The following is a 20,607-nucleotide window of genomic DNA, read 5'->3' on the forward strand; positions in this document are numbered from 1 at the left end:
TGTTTGCCGCGTGCACGGTGGCCAAGATTTCGCTGGACCGCATCGTGGGCCACCTGCTGCCGTTTGTGCTGGTCATCATGGGTTGCCTGGCCCTCATCACCTACATCCCCGCCATCTCGCTCACGTTGCGTGATGCGGTGTTCAACAAAGCACCGGTTGTGGCCCCCATTGGGCCGGCGCCGGCCATTGGCCCCCAATAAAGGATCACCCATGCCCTTGAACTTCATTGCCAACACCGCCGTGCGTTCGGCCTCCGGTCAAACGCTGCCGGTGATCGACCCCGCCGATGGCCAGACCTACGACACGATCGAACGCAGCAACGCCGCCGATGTGGACACTGCCGTGCAAGCCGCGCGCCAGTGTTTCGAAGGCCCGTGGGCGCGCCTGAGCGCCGCCGAACGCGGCCGGCTGCTGATGAAACTCAGCGCCAAGGTGGCCGAACACGCCGACGAGCTGGCCGCCATCGAGCAGCGCGACTGCGGCAAGCCCACCAAACAGGCCAAGGCCGACGCGCTGGCCCTGGTGCGCTACTTCGAGTTCTATGCCGGCGCCGGCGACAAGCTGCACGGCGACACCATCCCTTATCTGGATGGCTACAGCGTGCTGACCTGGCGCGAGCCCCACGGCGTGACCGGCCACGTGATCCCGTGGAACTACCCCATGCAGATTTTTGGCCGCAGTGTGGGCGGTGCCCTGGCAGCCGGCAACGTGTGTGTGGTCAAGCCATCGGAAGACGCCTGCCTGTCGCTGATCCGTGTGGCCGAGCTGGCGGCCGAGGTAGGCTTTCCGGCCGGTGCCATCAACATCGTCACCGGCTACGGCCACGAGGTGGGCGACGCGCTGGCGCGCCACCCCGGCATCGACCACATCAGCTTCACCGGCAGCCCCAGCGTGGGCACCATCATCCAGCAGGTGGCGGCCGAACGGCACTGCCCAGTCACCTTGGAGTTGGGCGGTAAAGGCCCGCAGATCGTGTTCGACGACGCCGACGTGGACGCCGCCTTGCCCTTTCTCATCAGCGCCATCGTGCAGAACAGCGGCCAGACCTGCAGCGCCGGCTCGCGGTTGTTGGTGCAACGTGGGCTGTATGAACCGCTGCTGGACAGGCTCGGCAAAGCCTTCAGCGCGCTGCGTGCCGGCCCGCCCAAGATGGACCTGGACCTCGGTCCGCTGATCCGCGCAACGCAGCAGCAACGCGTGCGAGGCTTTCTGGAACAGGCGCGTGCCGACGGCATCGCCATCGTGGCGCAAGGCCAGGTGGTGAGCGAAGCGCCCGCCAGCGGCTTTTACGCCGCCCCCACGCTGCTGCGGGACGTGCCGGTCAACCACCGCCTGGCGCAGGAAGAGGTGTTTGGCCCGGTGCTGGCCGCCATGTGTTTTGACGATGAAGATCAGGCCGTGGCCATGGCCAACGCCACCCACTTCGGCTTGGTGGCCGGCGTCTGGACACGCGATGGCGGCCGCCAGTTCCGCATGGCCAAACGTGTGAAAGCCGGCCAGATTTTCGTCAACAACTACGGCGCGGGCGGCGGCGTGGAGCTGCCTTTTGGCGGCGTCAAGTCGTCGGGCTACGGGCGCGAGAAGGGCTTTGAGGCCTTGCTGGGCTTCACCACCTTGAAGACCGTGGCCATACGCCACGGGTGATGGGCATATTGGGCACAATCGGGGCTATGTCCGACCGCGTCATTCCCCTCGTTGACCAGCGCCTGCGCGGCCTGGTGGCCCGCGTGCCTGAGCAGGCCATTGCCGCCAACGGCCTGCTTGGCGACACGCTGGGCCGGCCGCTGCGCGACCTGCGCATCAGCGTCACCGACCGTTGCAACTTCCGTTGCAACTACTGCATGCCCAAGTCGATTTTCGACAAGGACTACCAGTACCTGCCGCACAGCGAGTTGCTGAGCTTTGAAGAGATCACGCGTATCGCGCGCCAATTTGTCGCGCATGGCGTGCAGAAGATCAGGTTGACCGGCGGCGAACCGCTGCTGCGCAAACACCTGGAAATCCTGATCGAGCAACTCTCCAGCCTGCGCACCGCCGAGGGCAAGCCACTGGACATCACCCTGACCACCAACGGCAGCCTGCTGCGCAAGAAGGCCGCTGCCCTCAAGGCCGCCGGCCTGAACCGCGTAACGGTGAGCCTGGACGGCCTGGACGACACGGTGTTCCGTGCCATGAACGACGTGGACTTCCCGGTGGCCGACGTGCTCGGCGGCATCGCGGCCGCGCGGGAAGCCGGTTTGGGCTCGATCAAGGTCAACATGGTGGTCAAGCGCGGCACCAACGAAGACCAGATTTTGCCCATGGCGCGCCACTTCAAGGGCACGGGCGTGACGTTGCGCTTCATCGAGTACATGGACGTGGGCGCCACCAACGGCTGGCGCATGGACGAGGTGCTGCCCAGCGCCGAGGTGGTGCAGCGCATCCACGCCGAACTGCCGCTGGTGCAGCTGGACCCGAGCGCACCTGGTGAAACAGCCGAACGCTGGGGCTACGCCGATGGGAGCGGCGAGATCGGTGTCATCAGCAGCGTGACCCAGGCTTTTTGCCGCGACTGCAACCGGGCGAGGCTGTCCACCGAAGGCAAGCTCTACCTGTGCCTGTTTGCCAGCCAAGGCCACGACCTGCGCGCCCTGGTACGCGGCCAGGCGAGCGACGAACAACTGGCTTCGGCCGTTGCCCACATCTGGCAAAAACGAGACGACCGCTATTCGGAGTTGCGCGCCAGCTTGCCGCCCGATGCCTCAAGCGGTGGGCGGCGTGTCGAGATGAGCTATATCGGCGGATGACGATGACACCCATTGAACCTGGACAAATCACGGCCGTGGTGCTGGCAGGCGGACGCGGTTCGCGCATGGGCGGCGTGGACAAAGGCCTGCAGAACTTCAACGGCACACCGCTGGCCCTGCACACCTTGCTGCGCCTGCAAATGCAAAGCGGTGGACTGGTGGGCGAGGTGATGGTGAACGCCAACCGCAACCTGGCCGCCTACGAGGCCTTTGGGGTGCCGGTGTGGCCCGACACCGTGGGCGATTTTCCAGGCCCGTTGGCTGGTTTTTTGACCGCGCTGGAGCGTTGCGAAACACCCTATTTGTTGACCACCCCTTGCGACAGCCCCCTGTTTCCGTTGGATTTGGCCGAGCGCCTGGCATCCGCCCTGGTGCGCGAAGGTGCCGAGATTGCCATGGCCGCAGCCCCAGAAGACGATGACCAGCTGCGTGCCCAGCCGGTGTTCAGCCTCATACACACCGATCTGCTGGCCAGCCTGGCCGTGTTTGTGCAAGGCGGTGGTCGCAAGATCGACGCCTGGACGGGGCAGCACCAAACCGTTCTGGTGCCCTTCAACCAACCGGGCGACGACCCCAAGGCTTTTTTCAATGCCAACACGCTGGCCGAACTCCAGGCCCTGGAAAACCGCTGAATGAAGACACTGGACCAGATCGCGGCGGCGCTGCAAGGCTACGACCCGCAGGCGCTGAGTGCCGCCGCCGTCAACACCTTTCTGGCCGAGCTGGTGAGCCCGGTGACGGACGTCGAAACCGTCGGTGTGTTCGATGCGCTGGGCCGCGTGCTGGCCGAAGACGTGGTCTCCCCCATCAGCGTGCCGCCACACGACAACTCGGCCATGGATGGCTATGCGTTGGACGGCGCGCAATTGCGGCCAGACCAGCCGCTCACGCTGCGCGTGCTGGACGGCACGGCCTTCGCCGGCAAGGCCTGGTCGGGCAACGTGGCGGCGGGCGAGTGCGTCAAGATCATGACCGGCGCCATCATGCCCGCCGGCCTGGACACCGTGGTGCCGCAGGAAATGACGCAGGCGGGCGAAGGGCGCATCACCATTCCGGCGGGCGCGCTGCAACGTGGCGACAACCGCCGCCTGCTCGGCGAAGACCTGATGGTTGGGCGCCCTGCTCTGCGCGCCGGCGCCAAACTCGGCCCGGCGGCGCTGGGCCTCATCGCCAGCCTGGGACTGCCCGCGGTCAAGGTGTTCCGCCGCCTCAAAGTGGCCTACTTCTCCACAGGCGACGAAATCCTGAGCCTGGGCGAGGCACCGCGCGAAGGCGCCGTGTACGACAGCAACCGCTACACCGTGTTTGGCCTGCTCACCCGCCTGGGGGTCGAGGTGATCGACATGGGTGTGGTGCGCGATGAGCCCACCACGTTGGAGGTCGCCTTCCGTGCCGCCGCCGCGCAGGCCGACGCCATCATCACCAGCGGCGGTGTGAGTGTGGGCGAAGCCGACCACACCAAGGCCATGATGAAGAAGCTGGGCGACGTGGCCTTCTGGCGCATCGCCATGCGGCCGGGAAGACCCATGGCTGTGGGCAGGCTGGAAAGCGGCGCCATCATGTTTGGTTTGCCGGGCAATCCGGTGGCGGTAATGGTCACCTTCCTCGCATTCGTGCGCCCCGCCCTGCTCAAACTCATGGGCGTTGCAGACGTGGCGGCCCACACGCCCCCGCTGCTCAAAGCGAAATCGCTGGAACCCATGCGCAAAAAACCCGGCCGCACCGAGTACCAGCGCGGCACCGTCAGCACCGCACCTGATGGCACGCTTCAGGTATGCACCACCGGCAACCAGGGCTCAGGCGTGCTCAGCTCCATGGTGCAAGGCAACGGCCTGATCGTGTTGCACCATGGCCAGGGCAACGTGGCCGTGGGCGACGAGGTCGACGTGATGGTGTTCAGCGGCGTCATCTGAGGCTGTCACGCAAGCCCTCAAACAGCCAATCGCTGACCAGCCGCACCCGTTTGGGCAGGTGCTCGCGCCGGGGCACGAAGACGTGCACGTCGATGCGTTGCCCGCTATAGCCGAGACCCACATTGACCAATTCGCCTCGCGCGATGTGGGGTCTCGCAAAGTAGTCGGCCACCTGCGCCATGCCCGCCCCGTTCAGGGCGAGTTGACGCTGTACTGCGGGATCTTGCGTCACGGTGACCAACGCAGGCTCCACAGTGACAAGCCGGCTGCCTTGTTGGAATGTCCATGGCCAGATGCGGCCAGTCCGCGGATGACGCAGCCCAATGCAACGGTGCAGCCTGAGGTCGTTCGGCGTGGCGGGCGTGCCGTGCTGATTCAGGTAGTCAGGCGAGGCACACAACAAGTGGGTGAAACGCCCGGCACGGCGCGCCACCAGTGTGCTCACGGGCAGGTGCCCACCAATCACCCCCACATCCAGCCCCTGGTCCACCACGTCAGGAAATTGATGTTGCGTGACCAACTCGACCCTGATGCCCGGATGGTGCACATTGAATTTCGCCACCAGGGGCGCCACCAACACCTGCCCGAGGCTGGGGCTGGCCACCACACGCACACCGCCCTGCGCTTCATCGCGCCGCTCGCGCAACTCCAGCTCGCCCTGTTCGATGAGCTGCAAGCCGCCCTGGCAACGTTCAAAGTACAACCGCCCTTCGTCCGTGAGGGCCACGCGGCGCGTGGTGCGCTGAAACAGCCGAACACCGAGCCAAGCTTCAAGCTGGGCCATCTGCGCGCTGACGGCTTGTGGGGAAACCTCTAGCTGCAGCGCAGCGCGGCTGAAGTTCTCGGCCTGCGCAACAACCAAGAAGGTTGAGATGAGACGGAGTCGGTCCATAAATTAACAAATTCCCGTTGTATGAGTTTCAAGTGTCCGGTCACTATGAGCGAGATGGGCGGCGCCGTAAAGTGCGTTCATCGTCCTCCGAAAGTTGACCATGACACGCCCCTTCCTGCTGCAGTTGTTCGCCTGCCTCGCCTTGCAAGCCGGGTCTACCCATGCCCAGACCATGCCCACTGCGCCAGGCAAACCCGTGACCCTGGTGGTTTCATTCCCGGCTGGGGGAGCGCCCGACCAGATCGCGCGCTTGTTGGCGCAGCAGCTGCAACAACGTTGGGCCACCCCAGTGGTGGTTCAAAACCGGCCGGGCGCGGCTGGCCACCTGGGAAACGACTCGGTGGCTCGCGCAGAAGCCGACGGGCACACCCTGTTGGTGACGCCCAACACCTTCACCATGGCACCACACGTGCTCGCGCCTGGCGCCAAGCCGCCTGCGCACGTAGTCAACGACTTCACACCGATCGCGCTTGTGTCCTCGAGCGCCATGTTGTTGCTGGCCCATCCCAGCCTGGGAGTGAAAGACGCGCGAGAACTGGCCCGGCGCGCCAAAGTCACCCCCGGCATGACCTACGCCAGCCCTGGCAATGGCACCCCCATGCACATTGCGGGCGAGTTGTTCAATCATGTGGCCGGTGTGCAGATTGACCATGTGGCCTACCGCGGCACAAGCCCAGCCATCAGCGATGTGCTCGGCGGCCATGTGAAGTTGGTCTACCTGGGCCTGCCGGTGGCCAAACCCTTGATCGACAGCGGCAAACTGCTACCACTGGCCACCGTGGACAAAGTGCGCAGCAGCCTGTTGCCGGACGTGCCAACGATGGCGGAACAGGGGTTTGCAGGGGTGGAAACCGACATTTGGTTCGGCGTCTATGGCCCCAAGGGCTTGCCGGCTGGCTTGGCGGACAACCTCCACCAAACCCTCAACGAGGTGGTGCAGATGCCACAGGTGGCCACACAGCTCAAAGGCATGGGACAGGTCATGCAACCCGAGACACGGGCCTTCTTCGTCGAGAAAACGCGTGCCGACTACCATCGGTACGGCGCACTGATCAAGCAATTCAGAATCATGGCCGACTGAGATGCAAGCGACCCGCCCCAACGTTTTGTTGATCGTCACCGATCAGCACCGCGCAGACCACTTGGGTTGTGCCGGACACCCGCTGTTGCGCACCCCTCACATCGACGAACTGGCCACTCGTGGTGTGCGAGCCAAACGGTTTCATGCCGCCAGCACCACGTGCATGAGCAACCGGGCCACCCTGATGACAGGGCGCATGCCCTCTCAACACGGAGTGGTGCACAACGGCATCAACCTTTCGCGCGATCACACCACCTTTGTCGAATTGCTGGAGGCGGCCGGTTACGCCACCGCCTTGATCGGCAAGTCGCACCTACAGTCTTTTGGCTACGACGGCCCTCTGCGCCGGCGGTGGCGCAACAGCAACGGTGGCAATGAGCCACCCGCCCACCTGCAAGATGCCCGCAAACGCGGACGGGAAGGCACCGGCTATGGCAATGAGTGGACACCGGACTGGCGCAGCGGTCAACGCCGATCGGTGGACACCCCCTATTACGGCTTTCAGCAAGTGAAGCTTGCAACGCTGCATGGCGATCAGGTGCAGGGGGACTACGCCCGTTGGTTGACCCAGCAGCATCCCGATACGGATCGGCTGCGCGGGCGCGAGAACGCCCTGCCTGACTCACGCTACAGCGCCCCACAAGCTTGGCGCACCGCGATGCCAGAAGCACTACATCCCTCCACATGGATAGGCGAGCAAAGTGAGCAGTGGCTGCGTAGCCATGCGCACGACAAACCGGCACAGCCCTTTTTTCTGAAGGTCTCCTTCCCCGATCCTCACCACCCCTTCACGCCACCAGGCCGCTACTGGGACATGTACGACCCGGCCCAGGTGGCGCTGCCGGCCAGCTACGGCATGCCGGGCGATTCGCAGTTTGTGCGTGATGTGCAGCGCTACACCCAGGGCGGTGGCTCGCGGGAAGGCTACGGGGCCTTTGGTGTGAACCCGCGCGAGTGCCAGGAAATCCTGGCGTTGACCTTCGGCATGATTTCGCTCATCGACGATCAGGTGGGCCGCCTGACTGCCACGCTGCGTGAACTTGAGCTGGACAAGAACACGGTGGTCATATTCACCAGTGACCACGGCGACATGATGGGCGACCATGGCATGGTCCTCAAGGGTGCAATGCATTTTGATGGCCTGACGCGGGTGCCCTTTGTTTGGTGTGATCCTTCTTTGTCGCTCCAACGGCAAGGCCAGACGCTGGACTTGCCGTGTGGCACCTTGGACATCGCGCAAACGGTGCTGGCGCGCTGTGGGCTCGCACCCTACAACGGTATCCAGGGGGTCAACCTGCTGCCCTGGTTGCATGACACCACATCAGCGCCGATGCCTCGTCCCGGCGTGCTGGTCGAAAGCGAACCTGTGGTGCTGCCGCACGGCCGCACACGCCGCTACCGGCTGCGCAGCCTGGTCACCGAGCATTGGCGGCTGACGACGAGCAACATCTCCGATCTGTGTGAACTCTACGATCTGCAGAAGGACCCGCTGGAGCAACACAACCGCTGGGGTAGCGAATCAGTCGATCGTGCTCGCCTTTGTGAGGCGCTGTTGATGGCTTTGAGCGAAGGCGCGGACACATCCCCCTTGCCCTCTGCGGTGGCTTGAGCCGATCCGGAGACCGGCTCTCGCGACCAGGCTCACTTGGCCGGAATCACCTCGTGGTGTGAGACCTCGGTCAAGGGACCCTCGCTCACATTGGCTTTGTTGCCACCGGGCACCTTTTTGCGTGCGAACAGGGTGTACATGGTGGGCACCACAAAAATGGTGAGCAAGGTGCCCAGGCTCATGCCACCCACGATGACCCAGCCGATTTGTTGGCGGCTTTCGGCACCGGCACCGCTGGCCAAGGCCAGGGGAATGGCGCCCAGAACCATGGCGCCGGTGGTCATGAGGATGGGCCGCAGCCGCAGCGCGGCAGATTCCTGCACCGCATCCCGCATGGCCATGCCTTGCTCGCGCAGCTGGTTGGCAAACTCAACGATCAGGATGCCGTGTTTGGTGATGAGGCCCACGAGCGTGATCAAACCGATCTGACTGAACACGTTGAGCGTGCCACCCGTGAACTTGAGCGCCAGCAAGGCGCCCAGCATGGACAGCGGCACGCTGAGCATGATGATCAGCGGATCGACAAAACTCTCGAACTGCGCCGCCAGCACCAGGTAGATGAACACCAGGGCCAGGACGAACACCAGGGCCAGCGAACCCGACGAGCTGCGGAATTCGCGGCTCTGGCCGTTGAGGTCGGTGGTGTAGCCGGCGGGCAGGATTTCGCGCGCTGTCTGGTCCATGAAGTTCAGTGCATCGCCCAGCGCCAATTCAGGTGCCAGGTTGGCGGTGATGCTGGCGCTGCGGCGCTGGCCGAAGTGGTTGAGTTCACGCGGCACCACCACCTCGCGCGTCTTGACCAGCGATGCCAACGGGATCATGGCGTCGTTGCGTCCACGCACAAACAGCCGGTCGATGTCGTCGGGCGTGCTGCGCTGGGTGCCTTCGGTCTGCACCACCACGTCGTACTGTTCACCGCCGCGTTTGTAGCGGGTGACGATGCGCCCACCCAACATGGTTTCGACCGTGCGGGCAATGGCATCCACGCTCACGCCCATGTCGGCGGCACGTTCGCGGTCCACGTCCATGCGGATCTCGGGCTTGTTCAGGCGCAGGTCGGTGTCCACCTGCACGAAGCCGGGGTTCTTGGCCAGCGCGTCCTGAAACTGCCGCACCACCTTGGACAAGTTTTCGTAGCTGTCGGAGGTGACGATCACGTAGTTGATGGGGCGCTCGCGGAAACCCTGTCCCAGTGATGGCGGCGTGATGGCAAAGGCGCTCACCCCGGGCAGACCGGCCAGCTTGGGCGCAATTTCGCGCGCGATCTCCTGGGTCGAGCGCGTGCGCTCTTCCCACGGGGTGGCGCGCAGAAAAACGTTGCCTTGCGCCACGGTGGGGTTGCCGATGTTGGCAAAGATGCGGTCAAACTCGGGGTAGTTCTGGCCGATGCGCTCGATGGCCTCGGCGTAGCGGCGGGTGTAGTCCAGCGTGGCGCCGTCCGGGCCGTTGATCACGGTCAGGATCACGCCACGGTCTTCGATGGGCGCCAGCTCCTGTTTGGTGGTCTTGAGCAGCGCCCAGCTGCCCACCGCACTGCCCACCATCACCGCCACCACCAGCCAGCGCACCTTCAGGGATGCGACCAAAACCCGGCTGTAGCCGTTGGTCAGCGCCACCAGCACGCGCTCCATGCCTCGGTCGAAGCGGTTGGGTTTCGGGTTGTGTTTGAGCAGCTTGGAACACAACATCGGCGACAGCGTCAGCGCCACAAAACCCGACACCAGCACCGCGCCGGCCAGGGCCAGCGCGAACTCGGCAAACAGCCGGCCGGTGCGGCCTGGGGTGAAGGCCAGCGGCGCGTACACGGCCACCAGCGTGAGCGTCATGGCCACCACCGCAAAACCAATCTCCCGCGCGCCCTTGATGGCGGCGTCGAACGGTTTCATGCCCTCTTCGATGTGGCGGAAGATGTTCTCCAACACCACGATGGCATCGTCCACCACCAGCCCGATGGCCAGCACCAGCGCCAGCAAGGTGAGCGTGTTGATGGAGAACCCGAACAGCGACAGCAGGGCAAACGTGCCAATCAGGCTGACCGGTATGGTGACCAAGGGGATGATGGACGCCCGCAAGGTGCGCAGGAAAACGAAGATCACCAGCGCCACCAGCACCACCGCCTCGGCGATGGTGGTGTACACCGCCTTGATGGAACGGTCGATGAAGACCGAGTTGTCGTTGGCGATGTCCACGTTGATGCCCGGGGGCAAATCGGTCTTGACCTTGTCCAGCAAGGCGCGCACCCCGGCCGACAGCTCCAGCGGGTTGGCCGTGGCCTGGCGGATCACGCCCACCGAGATCGAATCGCGCCCGTTCAGGCGCACCGAGGTGCGCTCGTCCTGCGGGCCTTGGACCACACGCGCCACGTCGCCAATGCGAATCGGCAGGCCATTGACGTTGCGTATGGTGACGGACGCAAATTCCTCGGGCCGCTGCAAATCGGTGGCGGCGGTGACGTTGAACTCGCGCTGCGAGCTTTCGATGCGGCCGGCGGGCACCTCCAGGTTGGCGCGGCGGATGGCGTCCTCCACATCCTGCACGGTCAGGCGGTAGGCGGCCAGGCGGTCCGGGTCCAGCCACACGCGCATGGAGTACTTGCGCTCGCCGTACACGCGCACATCGGCAGCACCAGGCGCCGTCTGCAGCACCGGTTTGACGATGCGGTTGGCCATCTCGCTGAGCTGCAGCGGGCTGAAGGTGTCCGAGCTCAAGGCCAGCCACACCACCGGAAACGCATCGGCCTCCACCTTGGCAATCACCGGCTCGTCGATGCCCTGCGGCAGGCGTTGGCGCACGCGGCTGACCTTGTCGCGCACGTCGGCGGCGGCAGAGTCGGGGTCGCGCTCCAGCTTGAAGCGCACCGTGATCTGGCTCTGCTCCTGACGGCTGATGGAGGTGATGATGTCCACACCTTCGATGCCGGCCAACGAATCCTCCAGCACCTTGGTGACCTGCGACTCGATGACTTCGCTGGACGCACCGCCAAAGCGGGTGCTGACCGTGACGGTGGGTTCGTCGATTTTGGGGTACTCGCGCACCGTGAGGTTGCTGAACGACACCCAGCCCACCAGCAGGATCAGCAGGGACAACACCGACGCGAACACCGGGCGGCGGATGGAGATTTCTGGCAGTTGCATGGCTGGCCTCTGTGGTCGGTGTCAGCGCGCGGGGGCCGCTTCGGTCTTGGGTGCGGCGCCGCCGGGCTTGCTCATGTCCACCACGCGGACCGCCATGCCATCGCGCTGCAGCCGCTGCTGGCCGGCCACGACCACGGTGTCCCCCTCGCTCAGACCGCTGAGGATTTGCACCTGCGAGCCACGCCGCACGCCCAGTTGCACTTCGGTGCGCCGGACCACGGTTTTGGCTGCCTCGCCTTCGCCTTCGGAGGCCAGCTTGAAGACCAGTTGCCGGTTGCCTTGTGGCACCAAGGCCTCTTCGGGCACCACCAGGGCGGCCTCGTTGACGGAAAAGACCGTGGTCACACGCGCAAACATGCCGGGGCGCAAGGTCGCGTCGGCCGCGGGCACCACCGCCGCGCGCACCAACACCGAGCGGCCGTTGGCATCCACCAGCGGGTCAAGGGCCTGCACTTTGGCCGTGAAATCGCGCCCAGGCAAAGCGTCGATCTGCACCTTCACCGACTGACCCACGGCCAGTTGGCCCTGGTAGCGTTCAGGCATGCGGAAATCCACGTACAGCGTGGAGGTGTCTTCGAGGTTGACGAGGTCGGCACCGTCCTTGACGTAGTCGCCCAGGTTCACGGTGCGGATGCCCACGGTGCCGTCAAACGGCGCCACGATGCGCATGCGGCCCAGGCGCGCCTGGGCCAGCGCGACCTGCGCCTCGGCCACCTGCAGGCTGGCACGGCTTTCGTCCAGCACCCGCTGGGCCACAAAGTTCTCGGCCACCAGCTCCTGGTTGCGTTTGAGGTTGGCGCGGGCAATCGACAGCTGGGCTTCGGCCTGGCTCAGTTCGGCTTTCTGCAAGGTGTCGTCCAGCCGCAGCAGCAGCTGGCCCTTGCGCACACGGGCACCGTCGGCAAATGCCAGCTCGGCCACACGGCCTGCCACCTCGGGCCGCAGAATGACACTCTGACGTGACTTGAGGCTGCCCACGGCCTGGGCGTCGTCCTGCAATGGCATGGTTTTGACCTTGGCCACCTCGACACCGGGCGCGCCACCGCCCCCCGGGCCACCTGGGCCAGCCGGGCGCGCCGCACCGGCACCCGCACCCATGCCAGCCCCCTGCCCGGCGGGCTTCTCTGTGGTTGTGCCTTTGCTCGGTTGCTGCAGCCACCAGGCGCCACCTGAGGCCAACGCCAGACCCGCGCCGGCCAGCACCCACACCATCACTTTGTTCGCCATGCGTTTTTCACCCAGTCTGTTACCAACTGTCAATGTAGCAGCGGCGCATTTCGCAGTGCAGCAAGGCGGCCAATGTCCCCCGGCTTTACACGATGTTTACGCCGGTTTGGACCTGTTCAGCGCCCAGGCACACCCCGGTTGGCCAAGGCGTCGGCGCGCTCGTTGCCGGGGTCGCCGGCGTGGCCTTTGACCCAATGCCAATGGATCTGGTGCACGCCCTGGTGCACCAGGGCATCGAGCTTTTGCCAGAGGTCGGCGTTTTTCACCGGTTGTTTGGCAGCGGTCTTCCAGCCCTTGGCTTTCCAGCCATGAATCCACTCGGTGATGCCCTTGCGCACGTACTCGCTGTCCAGATAGAGATGCACCACACACGGGCGCTTGAGGGCGGCCAGCCCCTCGATCACGGCGGTCAGCTCCATGCGGTTGTTGGTGGTTTCGCGTTCGCCGCCAAACAGCTCTTTCTCGGTGGCACCGGCACTCAGCAACACGCCCCAGCCACCCGGACCTGGGTTGCCTTTGCAGGCACCATCGGTGTAAATCGTCACGGTGTTCATGTTTGTCGGCGTGCTCAATCGGTATTCCTGGGTGTGAAGTGAGAGGTGTGGTGGGTGTGCCGCGCTGCTGTCACAGGCGCTGCAGCGGCCGCGCGGCGTGGCTTCCAGGCGGGGCCCAGCAGGTGCATGCCGCGCACGCGCTTGACGGCGGTGATGAAGTACACCGCGCCAAGAATGGGCCACCAACGTGCGCCCACCGGTTCGACCCACGACCAGCGCTGAAGCCATTTGTCGGTGCGCACCGCCGGGCGGTAGGCGCCAAACCGGCAGCTGTCCACCTCAAAACTGAGCAGCCGCAGCCAGTCACGCAGGCGCCAATGGCCGATGAACTCGCCAGCTTCGGGCAGGTACAGGTGTGAGGCCCCAAAAGCCGACAGGCCCAGGCGCGCGCACAAATGGGCCCGCGCCTGGCGCAGCCCCCACAGACTGGCCGGGTTGAGGCCTGAGATGACCACCCGCCCCTCTGGCACCAGCACCCGTTCGACCTCTCGCAAAACGGCATGGGGGTCGGCGCTGAGTTCCAGGGTGTGGGGCAACACCACCAGATCGAGGCTGGCCGCCGGAAATGGCAGGGCCGCTGCGTGGGCCACAAACGCCCAGCGCTGCAACCCCGGCCAGGGCTCGGCCTGATCGGGCGCTGTGTTTTGCACCAGAGGCAATTCGGTTTCGGGCAGGCCCAGCCAGCGGTGTGGCATGCGGTTGGCGGCCAGGGCGTCCAGTTCGGGCAGGCCCAGTTGCACCGCGTGAAAGCCAAACACGTCGGCCACCGCCGACGCAAACTGTGCCTGCTCCCATGCCAGCAGGTAGCGACCGGGTGGCGTCTGCAACCAGTCGGCAATGCCAGCAGCGCTGGCGGAAGGTAAATCGGTGGTGTTCAAGGGTCAGGCCTGCGGTGCACGGGCGGCCAAAAATAGGGTGACCGATGGTAAACGTTGCCAGCGCCGCACGCCGCCCGGGGTACAGTTCGACTTGCGCCGCCTTTCCGTGGCCCTGAATTTTTCACGCATGAGCCATTCCCTGTTCCCGATCCCGGCCTTTTCCGACAACTACATCTGGGCGCTGCATCAAGGCGATCAGGCGTTGGTGGTGGATCCCGGCGAAGCGTCGGGCGTGTTGCGCTACCTGAGTGAAAAGGCCTTGACGCTGAGCGCCATCCTCCTCACCCACCACCACGCCGACCACACCGGCGGTGTGGCCGAACTGCGAGCAGCCACCGGGGCCCAGGTGTATGGGCCCGTCGCAGAACCCATGCCCGAGCCACTGACCCGCCTGGACGAAGGCGAGCACATCGATGTGCTGGGCCTGCGTTTCCAGGTGATGCACGTGCCCGGCCACACCGCCGGTCACATTGCCTACCACTGTGACGACGTGGACGGTGCGCCCCTGCTGTTCTGTGGCGACACCTTGTTCTCGGGCGGTTGTGGCCGGCTGTTTGAAGGCACACCGGCCCAGATGCTGGATTCGCTGGACCGCTTGGCGGCGCTGCCCCCCCACACCCGGGTGTGCTGTACCCACGAATACACGCTGAGCAACCTGCGCTTTGCACGCGCGGTTGAGCCCGAGAACCAGGCGCTCGCCACCTACGCGTCGCAATGTGAAGGCCTGCGCGCGCGGAACCTTCCCACCCTGCCCAGCTCCATGGGGCTGGAATTGACCATCAACCCCTTCTTGCGCAGCCGGCTGCCAACGGTGGCCCAGGCGGTGCAACAGCACACCGGCCACACCGCGCCGGACGACATTGCCGTCTTCGCCGCCCTGCGTGAATGGAAAAACGTATTCTGATGTCACGAACCTTACCCTGGCTGGCCCTCATTCTGAGCGCCGCCCTCGCCGGCTGTGCCGGCACCCCCACGGCCGCGCCGCAGACCGGCAGCGCCACGGCGCCCATCACGTCCAGCGGGCACAAGCCCACCGGCCCTCGCGCTGCGGTGATGCCCTCTGGCCCCTTGACCGAACTGGCTGTCGCAACCCCCTCGGGCGGCCCGGATGTGGCCACCCTGGCCGCCCCGACCGATCTGTGGGAGCGCATTCGGCGTGGCTTCGCCATGCCCGACCTCGACACCGACCTGGTGCGTGACCGCGAACAGTGGTACGCCAGCCGACCCGATTACATCCAGCGCATGACCGAGCGCTCCAGCAAATACCTGTTCCACATCGTCGAGGAACTGGAGCGGCGCAACATGCCCTCCGAGCTGGCCCTGCTGCCCTACATCGAAAGCGCTTTCAACCCCAACGCGGTGTCCAGCGCGCGCGCGGCCGGCATGTGGCAGTTCATGCCTGCCACGGGTGAATCGTTCGACCTCAAGCAGAACATGTTCCGCGACGACCGCCGTGATGTGCTGGCGTCCACCCGCGCCGCGCTGGACTACCTGCAGCAGTTGCACAAACGTTTTGGCGACTGGCACCTGGCACTGGCTGCTTACAACTGGGGGCAGGGCAACGTGAACCGGGCCATCACCCGCAACCAGCGCGAAGGCAAGGCCACCACCTACCTCGACCTCAACATGCCGACCGAGACACGTTACTACGTACCCAAGTTGCAGGCGGTGAAAAACATCGTGGCCACGCCCCAGCGCTTCAACACCGCATTGCCCCTGATCGGCAACCACCCCTTCTTCGATTCGGTGCCCATCGAGCGCGACATCGACGTGGCGGTGGTGGCCCGCTTGTCTGACGTGGATGAACGGGACTTTCGCGCCCTCAACCCCTCGCTGAACAAGCCGGTCATCATGTCCGCTGGCACCCCCCACATTCTGCTTCCCTGGGACAACGCAGCGGTGTTCCAGCAACGGCTCGCCACCCACACCGGACCGCTGGCGAGCTGGACCGCCTGGACCGCACCATCGACCATGAGCCCGGCCGCAGCAGCGGCCCGCCTGGACATGAGTGAGGCCGAATTGCGCCATGTGAACAACATTCCGCCCCGCATGCTGGTGCGTAAGGGCGCCACCCTGCTGGTGCACCGCAACGGCCGCAACAACGCCGATGTGCCCGAACACGTGGCCGACAACGCTCAGCTGCTGCTGCAGCCCGAAGTCATCCTCAAGCGCACCACGGTGCGGGCGCGCAAGGGCGAAAACGTGATGACCCTGGCCCGCCGTTATGGTGTGAGTGCCAGCAGCGTGGCCGAGTGGAACAACATCAGCATCAATTCGCCACTCAAGGCAGGCCAGTCATTGGCCCTGATGTTGCCCCCGCGCAAGGCCAAACACGTGGCCCGCGCCACCACCAAACCCGCGGGCAAAGCCGGCACCAAAGTGGCCAAGCGCACCACAACCAAACAGAAGGCCAAACCCACCGCTACACGCAACAAGGTGGCCGCGCGCTGAGCGCTGGATTCAGGCGCGGAACTTCAGCTTGGCGCGCTGGGCAAACGTGTTGGTGTAGGTGCGCGCCAGGTCAATGCGGTCGGCACGCACCAACTCGTCCACCAGCGCCATCGAGCGCAGGGCCGTGGCGGGGCCGGCCTCTGGCATCAAACCATCGATGGCCAGGGCATCACGCACCTTGTTGAACGCCGCCAGGTACAGGCCTCGGTCACCCATCATGTAGGCCTCGGGCACGGCCTTGATGATGTCGGAAGGCCCGGCCGTTTGTAACCACTTGAGGGCGTGCACCACCCCATTGGCCAGTGCCTGGCAGGTGGCGGGATGGCGTTCAATGAAGGCCTGCGGCGCGTAGAGGCAGGCTGCCGGCATGGGGCCACCAAACACGTCTTTGGTGCCCTTGAGCGTGCGGGTGTCGGAGACGATGCGGATCTCGCCGGCTTTTTCCAGCACGGTCAAGACCGGGTCGATGTTGCTCAACGCATCGATCTCGCCGGTGCGAAAGGCGCGCAAAGCGCCTGCCGAGGTGCCCACGCCCACAAACTGCACCTCGTGCGGGCGGATGCCAGCACGTGCCAACACCAGGTTGGCCACCAGATTGGTGGACGAGCCGGGCGCGGACACACCAATGCGCCGCCCTCGAAGGTCCGTCAGGTGGCGGTAGTGCGGCAGGGTCTTGAGCGACACGCCCATGGCGATCTGTGGCGCCCGCCCCTGCAACACAAACGCCTGGTAGGACAAACCCCGCGCCTGCAGACCAATGGTGTGCTCATAGGCGCCTGACACCACATCGGCTGCGCCCGCCAAGGCCGCCTTGAGGGCCTGTGACCCGCCGTCAAAATCGCGGATCTCCAGCGACAAACCTTCGGCTTTAAAAAAACCCAGCTGCTCCGCGATGGTCAAGGGCAGGTAATAAAAACCCGCCTTGCCGCCCACCGCCAAAGTCAACCTGGCGCGCTCTGGCTTGTCTTGCGCCGTCGCAGGCAACAGGTGACCACCCAAGGCACTCAGGCAAGCCAACTGCAGCAGTTGTCGGCGGTTTAGCTCGGTCATGAACACCCGGGTGGTGGCAAATTGTCAAACTGACCCAAATGCTAATGAACGACCGATGCCTTGGGCATCGGGTTCTGTCCCAAGCGGGTTTACACCGAGCGCCAGAACGGCTGTTTCAGCGCCTGTCGACCAGCGCGTGGGCGATGGTGCCCAGATCAACGTATTCGAGTTCGCTGCCCACCGGCACACCCCGCGCCAGCCGCGTGACGTGCACCCCGCGCCCCTTGAGCGCCTGGGCAATCACATGGGCCGTGGCCTCACCTTCTGCGGTGAAGTTGGTGGCCAGAATCAGCTCGCTCACCGCGTCCTCGCCGTCCACGGCGATGCGGTCGAACAGCTTTTGTAACCCGATGTCTTTGGGACCGATGCCGTCCAAAGGGCTGAGCTTGCCCATCAGCACAAAATAGCGCCCCTTGTAGGCGCCGGTGCGCTCCAGCGCGGCTTGGTCGGCCGGCGTTTCCACCACGCAGAGCTGGCTGCGGTTGCGCTGGGGGTCGGCGCAGGTGGCACACACCTCGTCTTCGGTGAAGGTGTGGCACAACGTGCAGTGCCGCACCTGCTGTGTGGCCACTTGCAAGGCCTGGGCCAGTTGCAGCGCGCCATTGCGGTCGTGCTGCATGAGGTGGTAGGCCATGCGCTGTGCCGACTTGACACCCACGCCAGGCAGGCAACGCAAGGCGCTGGTCAGGGCGTCGAGCGCGCTCACAGCGGCAAACGTGCGCGCATCAGAACGGCAGCTTCATGCCCGGGGGAAGGCCCGCCGTCAGCTTGCCCATTTTTTCAGCCGAAGTTTCCTCAGCCTTGCGCACAGCGGCGTTGAAGGCGGCGGCCACCAGGTCTTCCAGCATGTCCTTGTCATCGGCCAGCAGGCTGGGGTCGATGGTGACGCGCTTGACGTCGTGTTTGCAGGTCATCAGCACCTTGACCAGACCAGCGCCAGACTCGCCGGTCACTTCGATCAGGGCCAGTTCCTCCTGCGCCTTCTTGAGGTTGTCCTGCATGGCCTGGGCCTGCTTCATGAGGCCGGCGAGTTGTCCTTTGTTGAACATGAAATTCCTTGGTTGATACGAAAAAGACCGAAAAAGGTGTCTGGCGTGCGCCAGATCAAAGCATCAGAGGGGGCGCACGCTGCCGGGCACGATTTTGCCGCCAAATTCGCGCATGAGCTGCAACACGAATGGGTCGCCCGCCATGGCAGCTTCGGCTTCGTTCTGGCGAGCGGCGGCCTGTGCGGCCAGGCGGCGGGCGGGCGAATCGGCCACCGGCCCGGTGTTCACCACCAGCGTGACGGCATGGCCCGCGGCCGCCAGCGCGGTTTGCAGGCGGTCACGGGTGCCCGGCTGGTTGAGGGTATCGCGGTCCACCACCAGGCGCCAGGTGTTGCCCTCGCGCGCGAGCAACTGCGACTGCAAAGCCAGCTCGCGCACCAGTGCCGCCACCAGCTCACGCCGCACCAGGTCCATGACGGTGTCAAACCAGAAGTCGGCTTCCTCTGCGCTCACCACGGCCGGGAGTGCCGCTGCGGGCGCGTTGACGACCGCTGGCAGCGCTGACACCACTGGCAACTCCGGCGATGGCTGCGGCTCGCCGGCCACCGGTGCCAGCATGGGTTCGGGCGGACGGGCTGGCTCGGGTGCGGGCGTTGGGGCAGAAGGCTCGGCTGCTCGAGATGCCATTGCCGCCACCGGTGCGGGTTGTGGCGGGGCTGAACGCGCGGGTTCAGGCGCCGGTTTCAGGCTTTTTTTTTCCACCGCGTCGCCCACCGGCTGCGCTGGCGCGACCCGCCCCGGCTTGAAGGCCAGCAGGCGCAACAACACCATGGTCAGGGCAGCGTACTCGTCGGGCGCCAGGCCCAGTTCGCCGCGCCCGTGCAGGCACAGGCTGTAGAGCAACTGGGTCTCGTCGGCCGGCAGGATTTGGGCCAGGCGGGCCACCTCCTGCGCCTCCGGGTCGGTGCTGTCGGCTGCGGCGAGCGCGGGCACGTTCTGCGCCACCGCCATGCGCTGCAGCACACCCGTCATTTCCTCCAACGTGGACGCGGCGCTGAACCCGTTGAAGCGCAAGGTGTCCACGGTTTGCACCACCTGAGCGCCATCGCTGTGGGCCAGCGCATCGATGAGGGCGAACACGTGGCTGCGGTCCACCGCACCCAGCATCTGGCGCACGGTGGCCTCCTGCAACTGGCCGCCGCCAAAGGCAATGGCCTGGTCGGTCAGCGACAGCGCGTCGCGCATGGAGCCACGCGCGGCGCGCGCCAGCAAACGCAGGGCCTGGGGTTCGGCGGCCACGTTTTCCTGTGCCAGCACCTGCGTCAGGTGCTCCAGCACGGTCTCGGGCGCCATGGGCCGCAGGTTGAACTGCAGGCATCGGCTGAGCACGGTCACCGGCACCTTTTGTGGGTCGGTCGTGGCCAGCACGAACTTGAGGTACTCGGGCGGCTCTTCCAACGTCTTCAACATCGCGTTGAAGGCGGTGTTGGTGAGCATGTGCACTTCGTCGATCATGAAGACCTTGAAGCGTCCCTGTACCGGCTTGTACACCGCCTGCTCCAACAGGGCCTGCACCTCGTCCACGCCCCGGTTTGATGCCGCGTCCAGCTCGGTGTAGTCCACAAAGCGGCCGCTGTCGATGTCGGTGCAGGCCTGGCACACCCCACAGGGCGTGGCGGTGATGCCGCCGTTGCCATCCGGTCCCACGCAGTTGAGCGACTTGGCCAGGATGCGCGAGACCGTGGTCTTGCCCACACCGCGCGTGCCTGTGAACAGGTAGGCGTGGTGTAGCCGCTGTGTGGTGAGCGCATTGCCCAAAGCCTGCACCACGTGGCCCTGCCCCACCATTTCGGCGAAATTCTTGGGGCGGTACTTGCGGGCCAGGACGATGTAGGACATAGGGCGTCGATTCTATGGTGGCGCGTTGGGCAAAACGGGGCCCGGCGTCGCCTACAATACGCGGTGACGGGCCTTCCCGCATGGCAAAGCGGCCAACCGGGTCAGGTGGGGAACCAAGCAGCCCTAACTGTGGAGTCAGTGCCG

17 protein-coding genes, 1 other RNA gene and 1 pseudogene are annotated in these 20,607 nt (G+C 65.3%); 10 read left to right on the top strand and 9 right to left on the bottom strand.

The features are described 5' to 3' along the window. The 5 genes and pseudogenes from ACFQU0_RS18205 to moeA form a co-directional block, all read left to right on the top strand. A pseudogene (locus ACFQU0_RS18205) lies at positions 1–200 on the top strand (C4-dicarboxylate ABC transporter permease); the annotation flags it as partial. Positions 201–210: 10 nt separating this feature from the next. Further along, complete coding sequence (locus ACFQU0_RS18210; protein ID WP_382203152.1) at positions 211–1,644, top strand: aldehyde dehydrogenase family protein; 1,434 nt, start codon at positions 211–213, stop codon at positions 1,642–1,644. A 26-nt stretch (positions 1,645–1,670) separates the two neighbouring features. Continuing rightward, complete coding sequence (gene moaA / locus ACFQU0_RS18215) at positions 1,671–2,786, top strand: GTP 3',8-cyclase MoaA (protein ID WP_382203153.1); 1,116 nt, start codon at positions 1,671–1,673, stop codon at positions 2,784–2,786. A 2-nt stretch (positions 2,787–2,788) separates the two neighbouring features. Further along, positions 2,789–3,418 carry a molybdenum cofactor guanylyltransferase MobA gene (mobA, locus tag ACFQU0_RS18220; RefSeq protein ID WP_382203154.1) on the top strand — a complete coding sequence of 210 codons (630 nt, stop codon included), beginning with the start codon at positions 2,789–2,791 and terminating at the stop codon, positions 3,416–3,418. Next, a complete protein-coding gene (gene moeA, locus ACFQU0_RS18225) occupies positions 3,419–4,699 on the top strand; it encodes a molybdopterin molybdotransferase MoeA (RefSeq protein ID WP_382203155.1) in 1,281 nt (426 codons plus the stop codon). It begins immediately after the preceding gene. Here the strand turns inward: moeA and ACFQU0_RS18230 are convergent. Then, positions 4,692–5,591 carry a LysR family transcriptional regulator gene (locus ACFQU0_RS18230; RefSeq protein ID WP_382203156.1) on the bottom strand — a complete coding sequence of 300 codons (900 nt, stop codon included), beginning with the start codon at positions 5,589–5,591 and terminating at the stop codon, positions 4,692–4,694. The two genes, moeA and ACFQU0_RS18230, sit on opposite strands and share 8 nt — an antisense overlap. Positions 5,592–5,691: 100 nt before the next feature. On the opposite strand from ACFQU0_RS18230, the gene ACFQU0_RS18235 reads away from it, so the two are divergent. Both ACFQU0_RS18235 and ACFQU0_RS18240 read left to right on the top strand, forming a co-directional pair. Next, positions 5,692–6,672, top strand: a complete 981-nt coding sequence (locus ACFQU0_RS18235) for a Bug family tripartite tricarboxylate transporter substrate binding protein (RefSeq protein WP_382203157.1) — start codon at positions 5,692–5,694, stop codon at positions 6,670–6,672. Between the two features lies 1 nt (position 6,673). Further along, complete coding sequence (locus ACFQU0_RS18240; RefSeq protein WP_382203158.1) at positions 6,674–8,281, top strand: sulfatase family protein; 1,608 nt, start codon at positions 6,674–6,676, stop codon at positions 8,279–8,281. A gap of 32 nt (positions 8,282–8,313) precedes the next feature. On the opposite strand, the gene ACFQU0_RS18245 is transcribed toward ACFQU0_RS18240, so the two are convergent. The 4 genes from ACFQU0_RS18245 to ACFQU0_RS18260 all read right to left on the bottom strand — a co-directional run bounded on the left by ACFQU0_RS18245 (position 8,314) and on the right by ACFQU0_RS18260 (position 14,035). Beyond that, entirely contained in the window at positions 8,314–11,415 is a 3,102-nt protein-coding gene (locus tag ACFQU0_RS18245) for an efflux RND transporter permease subunit (RefSeq protein WP_382203159.1), read from the bottom strand. 21 nt (positions 11,416–11,436) lie between these two features. After that, positions 11,437–12,642 (bottom strand): efflux RND transporter periplasmic adaptor subunit, encoded by a 1,206-nt coding sequence (locus tag ACFQU0_RS18250; protein WP_382203160.1) that lies wholly within the window; start codon positions 12,640–12,642, stop codon positions 11,437–11,439. A 116-nt stretch (positions 12,643–12,758) separates the two neighbouring features. After that, a complete protein-coding gene (gene rnhA, locus ACFQU0_RS18255; protein WP_382203161.1) occupies positions 12,759–13,196 on the bottom strand; it encodes a ribonuclease HI in 438 nt (145 codons plus the stop codon). 14 nt (positions 13,197–13,210) lie between these two features. After that, a complete protein-coding gene (locus ACFQU0_RS18260; protein WP_382203168.1) occupies positions 13,211–14,035 on the bottom strand; it encodes a class I SAM-dependent methyltransferase in 825 nt (274 codons plus the stop codon). A gap of 166 nt (positions 14,036–14,201) precedes the next feature. On the opposite strand from ACFQU0_RS18260, the gene gloB reads away from it, so the two are divergent. After that, positions 14,202–14,978, top strand: coding sequence for a hydroxyacylglutathione hydrolase (gene gloB, locus ACFQU0_RS18265; RefSeq protein WP_382203162.1), 777 nt, complete (start codon positions 14,202–14,204; stop codon positions 14,976–14,978). Beyond that, positions 14,978–16,525, top strand: a complete 1,548-nt coding sequence (locus ACFQU0_RS18270) for a transglycosylase SLT domain-containing protein (protein WP_382203163.1) — start codon at positions 14,978–14,980, stop codon at positions 16,523–16,525. Before gloB ends, ACFQU0_RS18270 begins: the two co-directional genes overlap by 1 nt. 9 nt (positions 16,526–16,534) lie before the next feature. On the opposite strand, the gene ACFQU0_RS18275 is transcribed toward ACFQU0_RS18270, so the two are convergent. The 4 genes from ACFQU0_RS18275 to dnaX all read right to left on the bottom strand — a co-directional run bounded on the left by ACFQU0_RS18275 (position 16,535) and on the right by dnaX (position 20,463). Continuing rightward, positions 16,535–17,575, bottom strand: a complete 1,041-nt coding sequence (locus ACFQU0_RS18275) for an ABC transporter substrate-binding protein (protein ID WP_382203164.1) — start codon at positions 17,573–17,575, stop codon at positions 16,535–16,537. A gap of 115 nt (positions 17,576–17,690) precedes the next feature. Further along, positions 17,691–18,281 (bottom strand): recombination mediator RecR, encoded by a 591-nt coding sequence (recR, locus tag ACFQU0_RS18280; RefSeq protein ID WP_382203165.1) that lies wholly within the window; start codon positions 18,279–18,281, stop codon positions 17,691–17,693. Between the two features lie 19 nt (positions 18,282–18,300). After that, positions 18,301–18,624 carry a YbaB/EbfC family nucleoid-associated protein gene (locus ACFQU0_RS18285; RefSeq protein WP_382203166.1) on the bottom strand — a complete coding sequence of 108 codons (324 nt, stop codon included), beginning with the start codon at positions 18,622–18,624 and terminating at the stop codon, positions 18,301–18,303. 63 nt (positions 18,625–18,687) lie between these two features. Beyond that, positions 18,688–20,463, bottom strand: a complete 1,776-nt coding sequence (gene dnaX, locus ACFQU0_RS18290; RefSeq protein WP_382203167.1) for a DNA polymerase III subunit gamma/tau — start codon at positions 20,461–20,463, stop codon at positions 18,688–18,690. A 65-nt stretch (positions 20,464–20,528) separates the two neighbouring features. Between dnaX and ffs the strand changes: the two genes are divergently transcribed. Continuing rightward, positions 20,529–20,607: signal recognition particle sRNA small type (gene ffs, locus ACFQU0_RS18295), an RNA gene on the top strand; the annotation flags it as partial.

It is taken from the genome of Hydrogenophaga defluvii, from assembly GCF_042665235.1.
GTDB lineage: Bacteria > Pseudomonadota > Gammaproteobacteria > Burkholderiales > Burkholderiaceae_C > Hydrogenophaga > Hydrogenophaga defluvii_A.

Excerpts from the sequence above, each read along its gene's own strand:
- ACFQU0_RS18275 (WP_382203164.1), bottom strand. The coding sequence starts at position 17,575 with ATGACCGAGCTAAACCGCCGACAACTGCTGCAGTTGGCTTGCCTGAGT.
- ACFQU0_RS18235 (WP_382203157.1), top strand. The coding sequence starts at position 5,692 with ATGACACGCCCCTTCCTGCTGCAGTTGTTCGCCTGCCTCGCCTTGCAA.
- dnaX (WP_382203167.1), bottom strand. The coding sequence starts at position 20,463 with ATGTCCTACATCGTCCTGGCCCGCAAGTACCGCCCCAAGAATTTCGCC.
- ACFQU0_RS18270 (WP_382203163.1), top strand. The coding sequence starts at position 14,978 with ATGTCACGAACCTTACCCTGGCTGGCCCTCATTCTGAGCGCCGCCCTC.
- ACFQU0_RS18245 (WP_382203159.1), bottom strand. The coding sequence starts at position 11,415 with ATGCAACTGCCAGAAATCTCCATCCGCCGCCCGGTGTTCGCGTCGGTG.
- ACFQU0_RS18230 (WP_382203156.1), bottom strand. The coding sequence starts at position 5,591 with ATGGACCGACTCCGTCTCATCTCAACCTTCTTGGTTGTTGCGCAGGCC.
- gloB (WP_382203162.1), top strand. The coding sequence starts at position 14,202 with ATGAGCCATTCCCTGTTCCCGATCCCGGCCTTTTCCGACAACTACATC.
- ACFQU0_RS18250 (WP_382203160.1), bottom strand. The coding sequence starts at position 12,642 with ATGGCGAACAAAGTGATGGTGTGGGTGCTGGCCGGCGCGGGTCTGGCG.
- mobA (WP_382203154.1), top strand. The coding sequence starts at position 2,789 with ATGACACCCATTGAACCTGGACAAATCACGGCCGTGGTGCTGGCAGGC.
- ACFQU0_RS18285 (WP_382203166.1), bottom strand. The coding sequence starts at position 18,624 with ATGTTCAACAAAGGACAACTCGCCGGCCTCATGAAGCAGGCCCAGGCC.
- moaA (WP_382203153.1), top strand. The coding sequence starts at position 1,671 with ATGTCCGACCGCGTCATTCCCCTCGTTGACCAGCGCCTGCGCGGCCTG.
- ACFQU0_RS18240 (WP_382203158.1), top strand. The coding sequence starts at position 6,674 with ATGCAAGCGACCCGCCCCAACGTTTTGTTGATCGTCACCGATCAGCAC.
- ACFQU0_RS18210 (WP_382203152.1), top strand. The coding sequence starts at position 211 with ATGCCCTTGAACTTCATTGCCAACACCGCCGTGCGTTCGGCCTCCGGT.
- rnhA (WP_382203161.1), bottom strand. The coding sequence starts at position 13,196 with ATGAACACCGTGACGATTTACACCGATGGTGCCTGCAAAGGCAACCCA.
- moeA (WP_382203155.1), top strand. The coding sequence starts at position 3,419 with ATGAAGACACTGGACCAGATCGCGGCGGCGCTGCAAGGCTACGACCCG.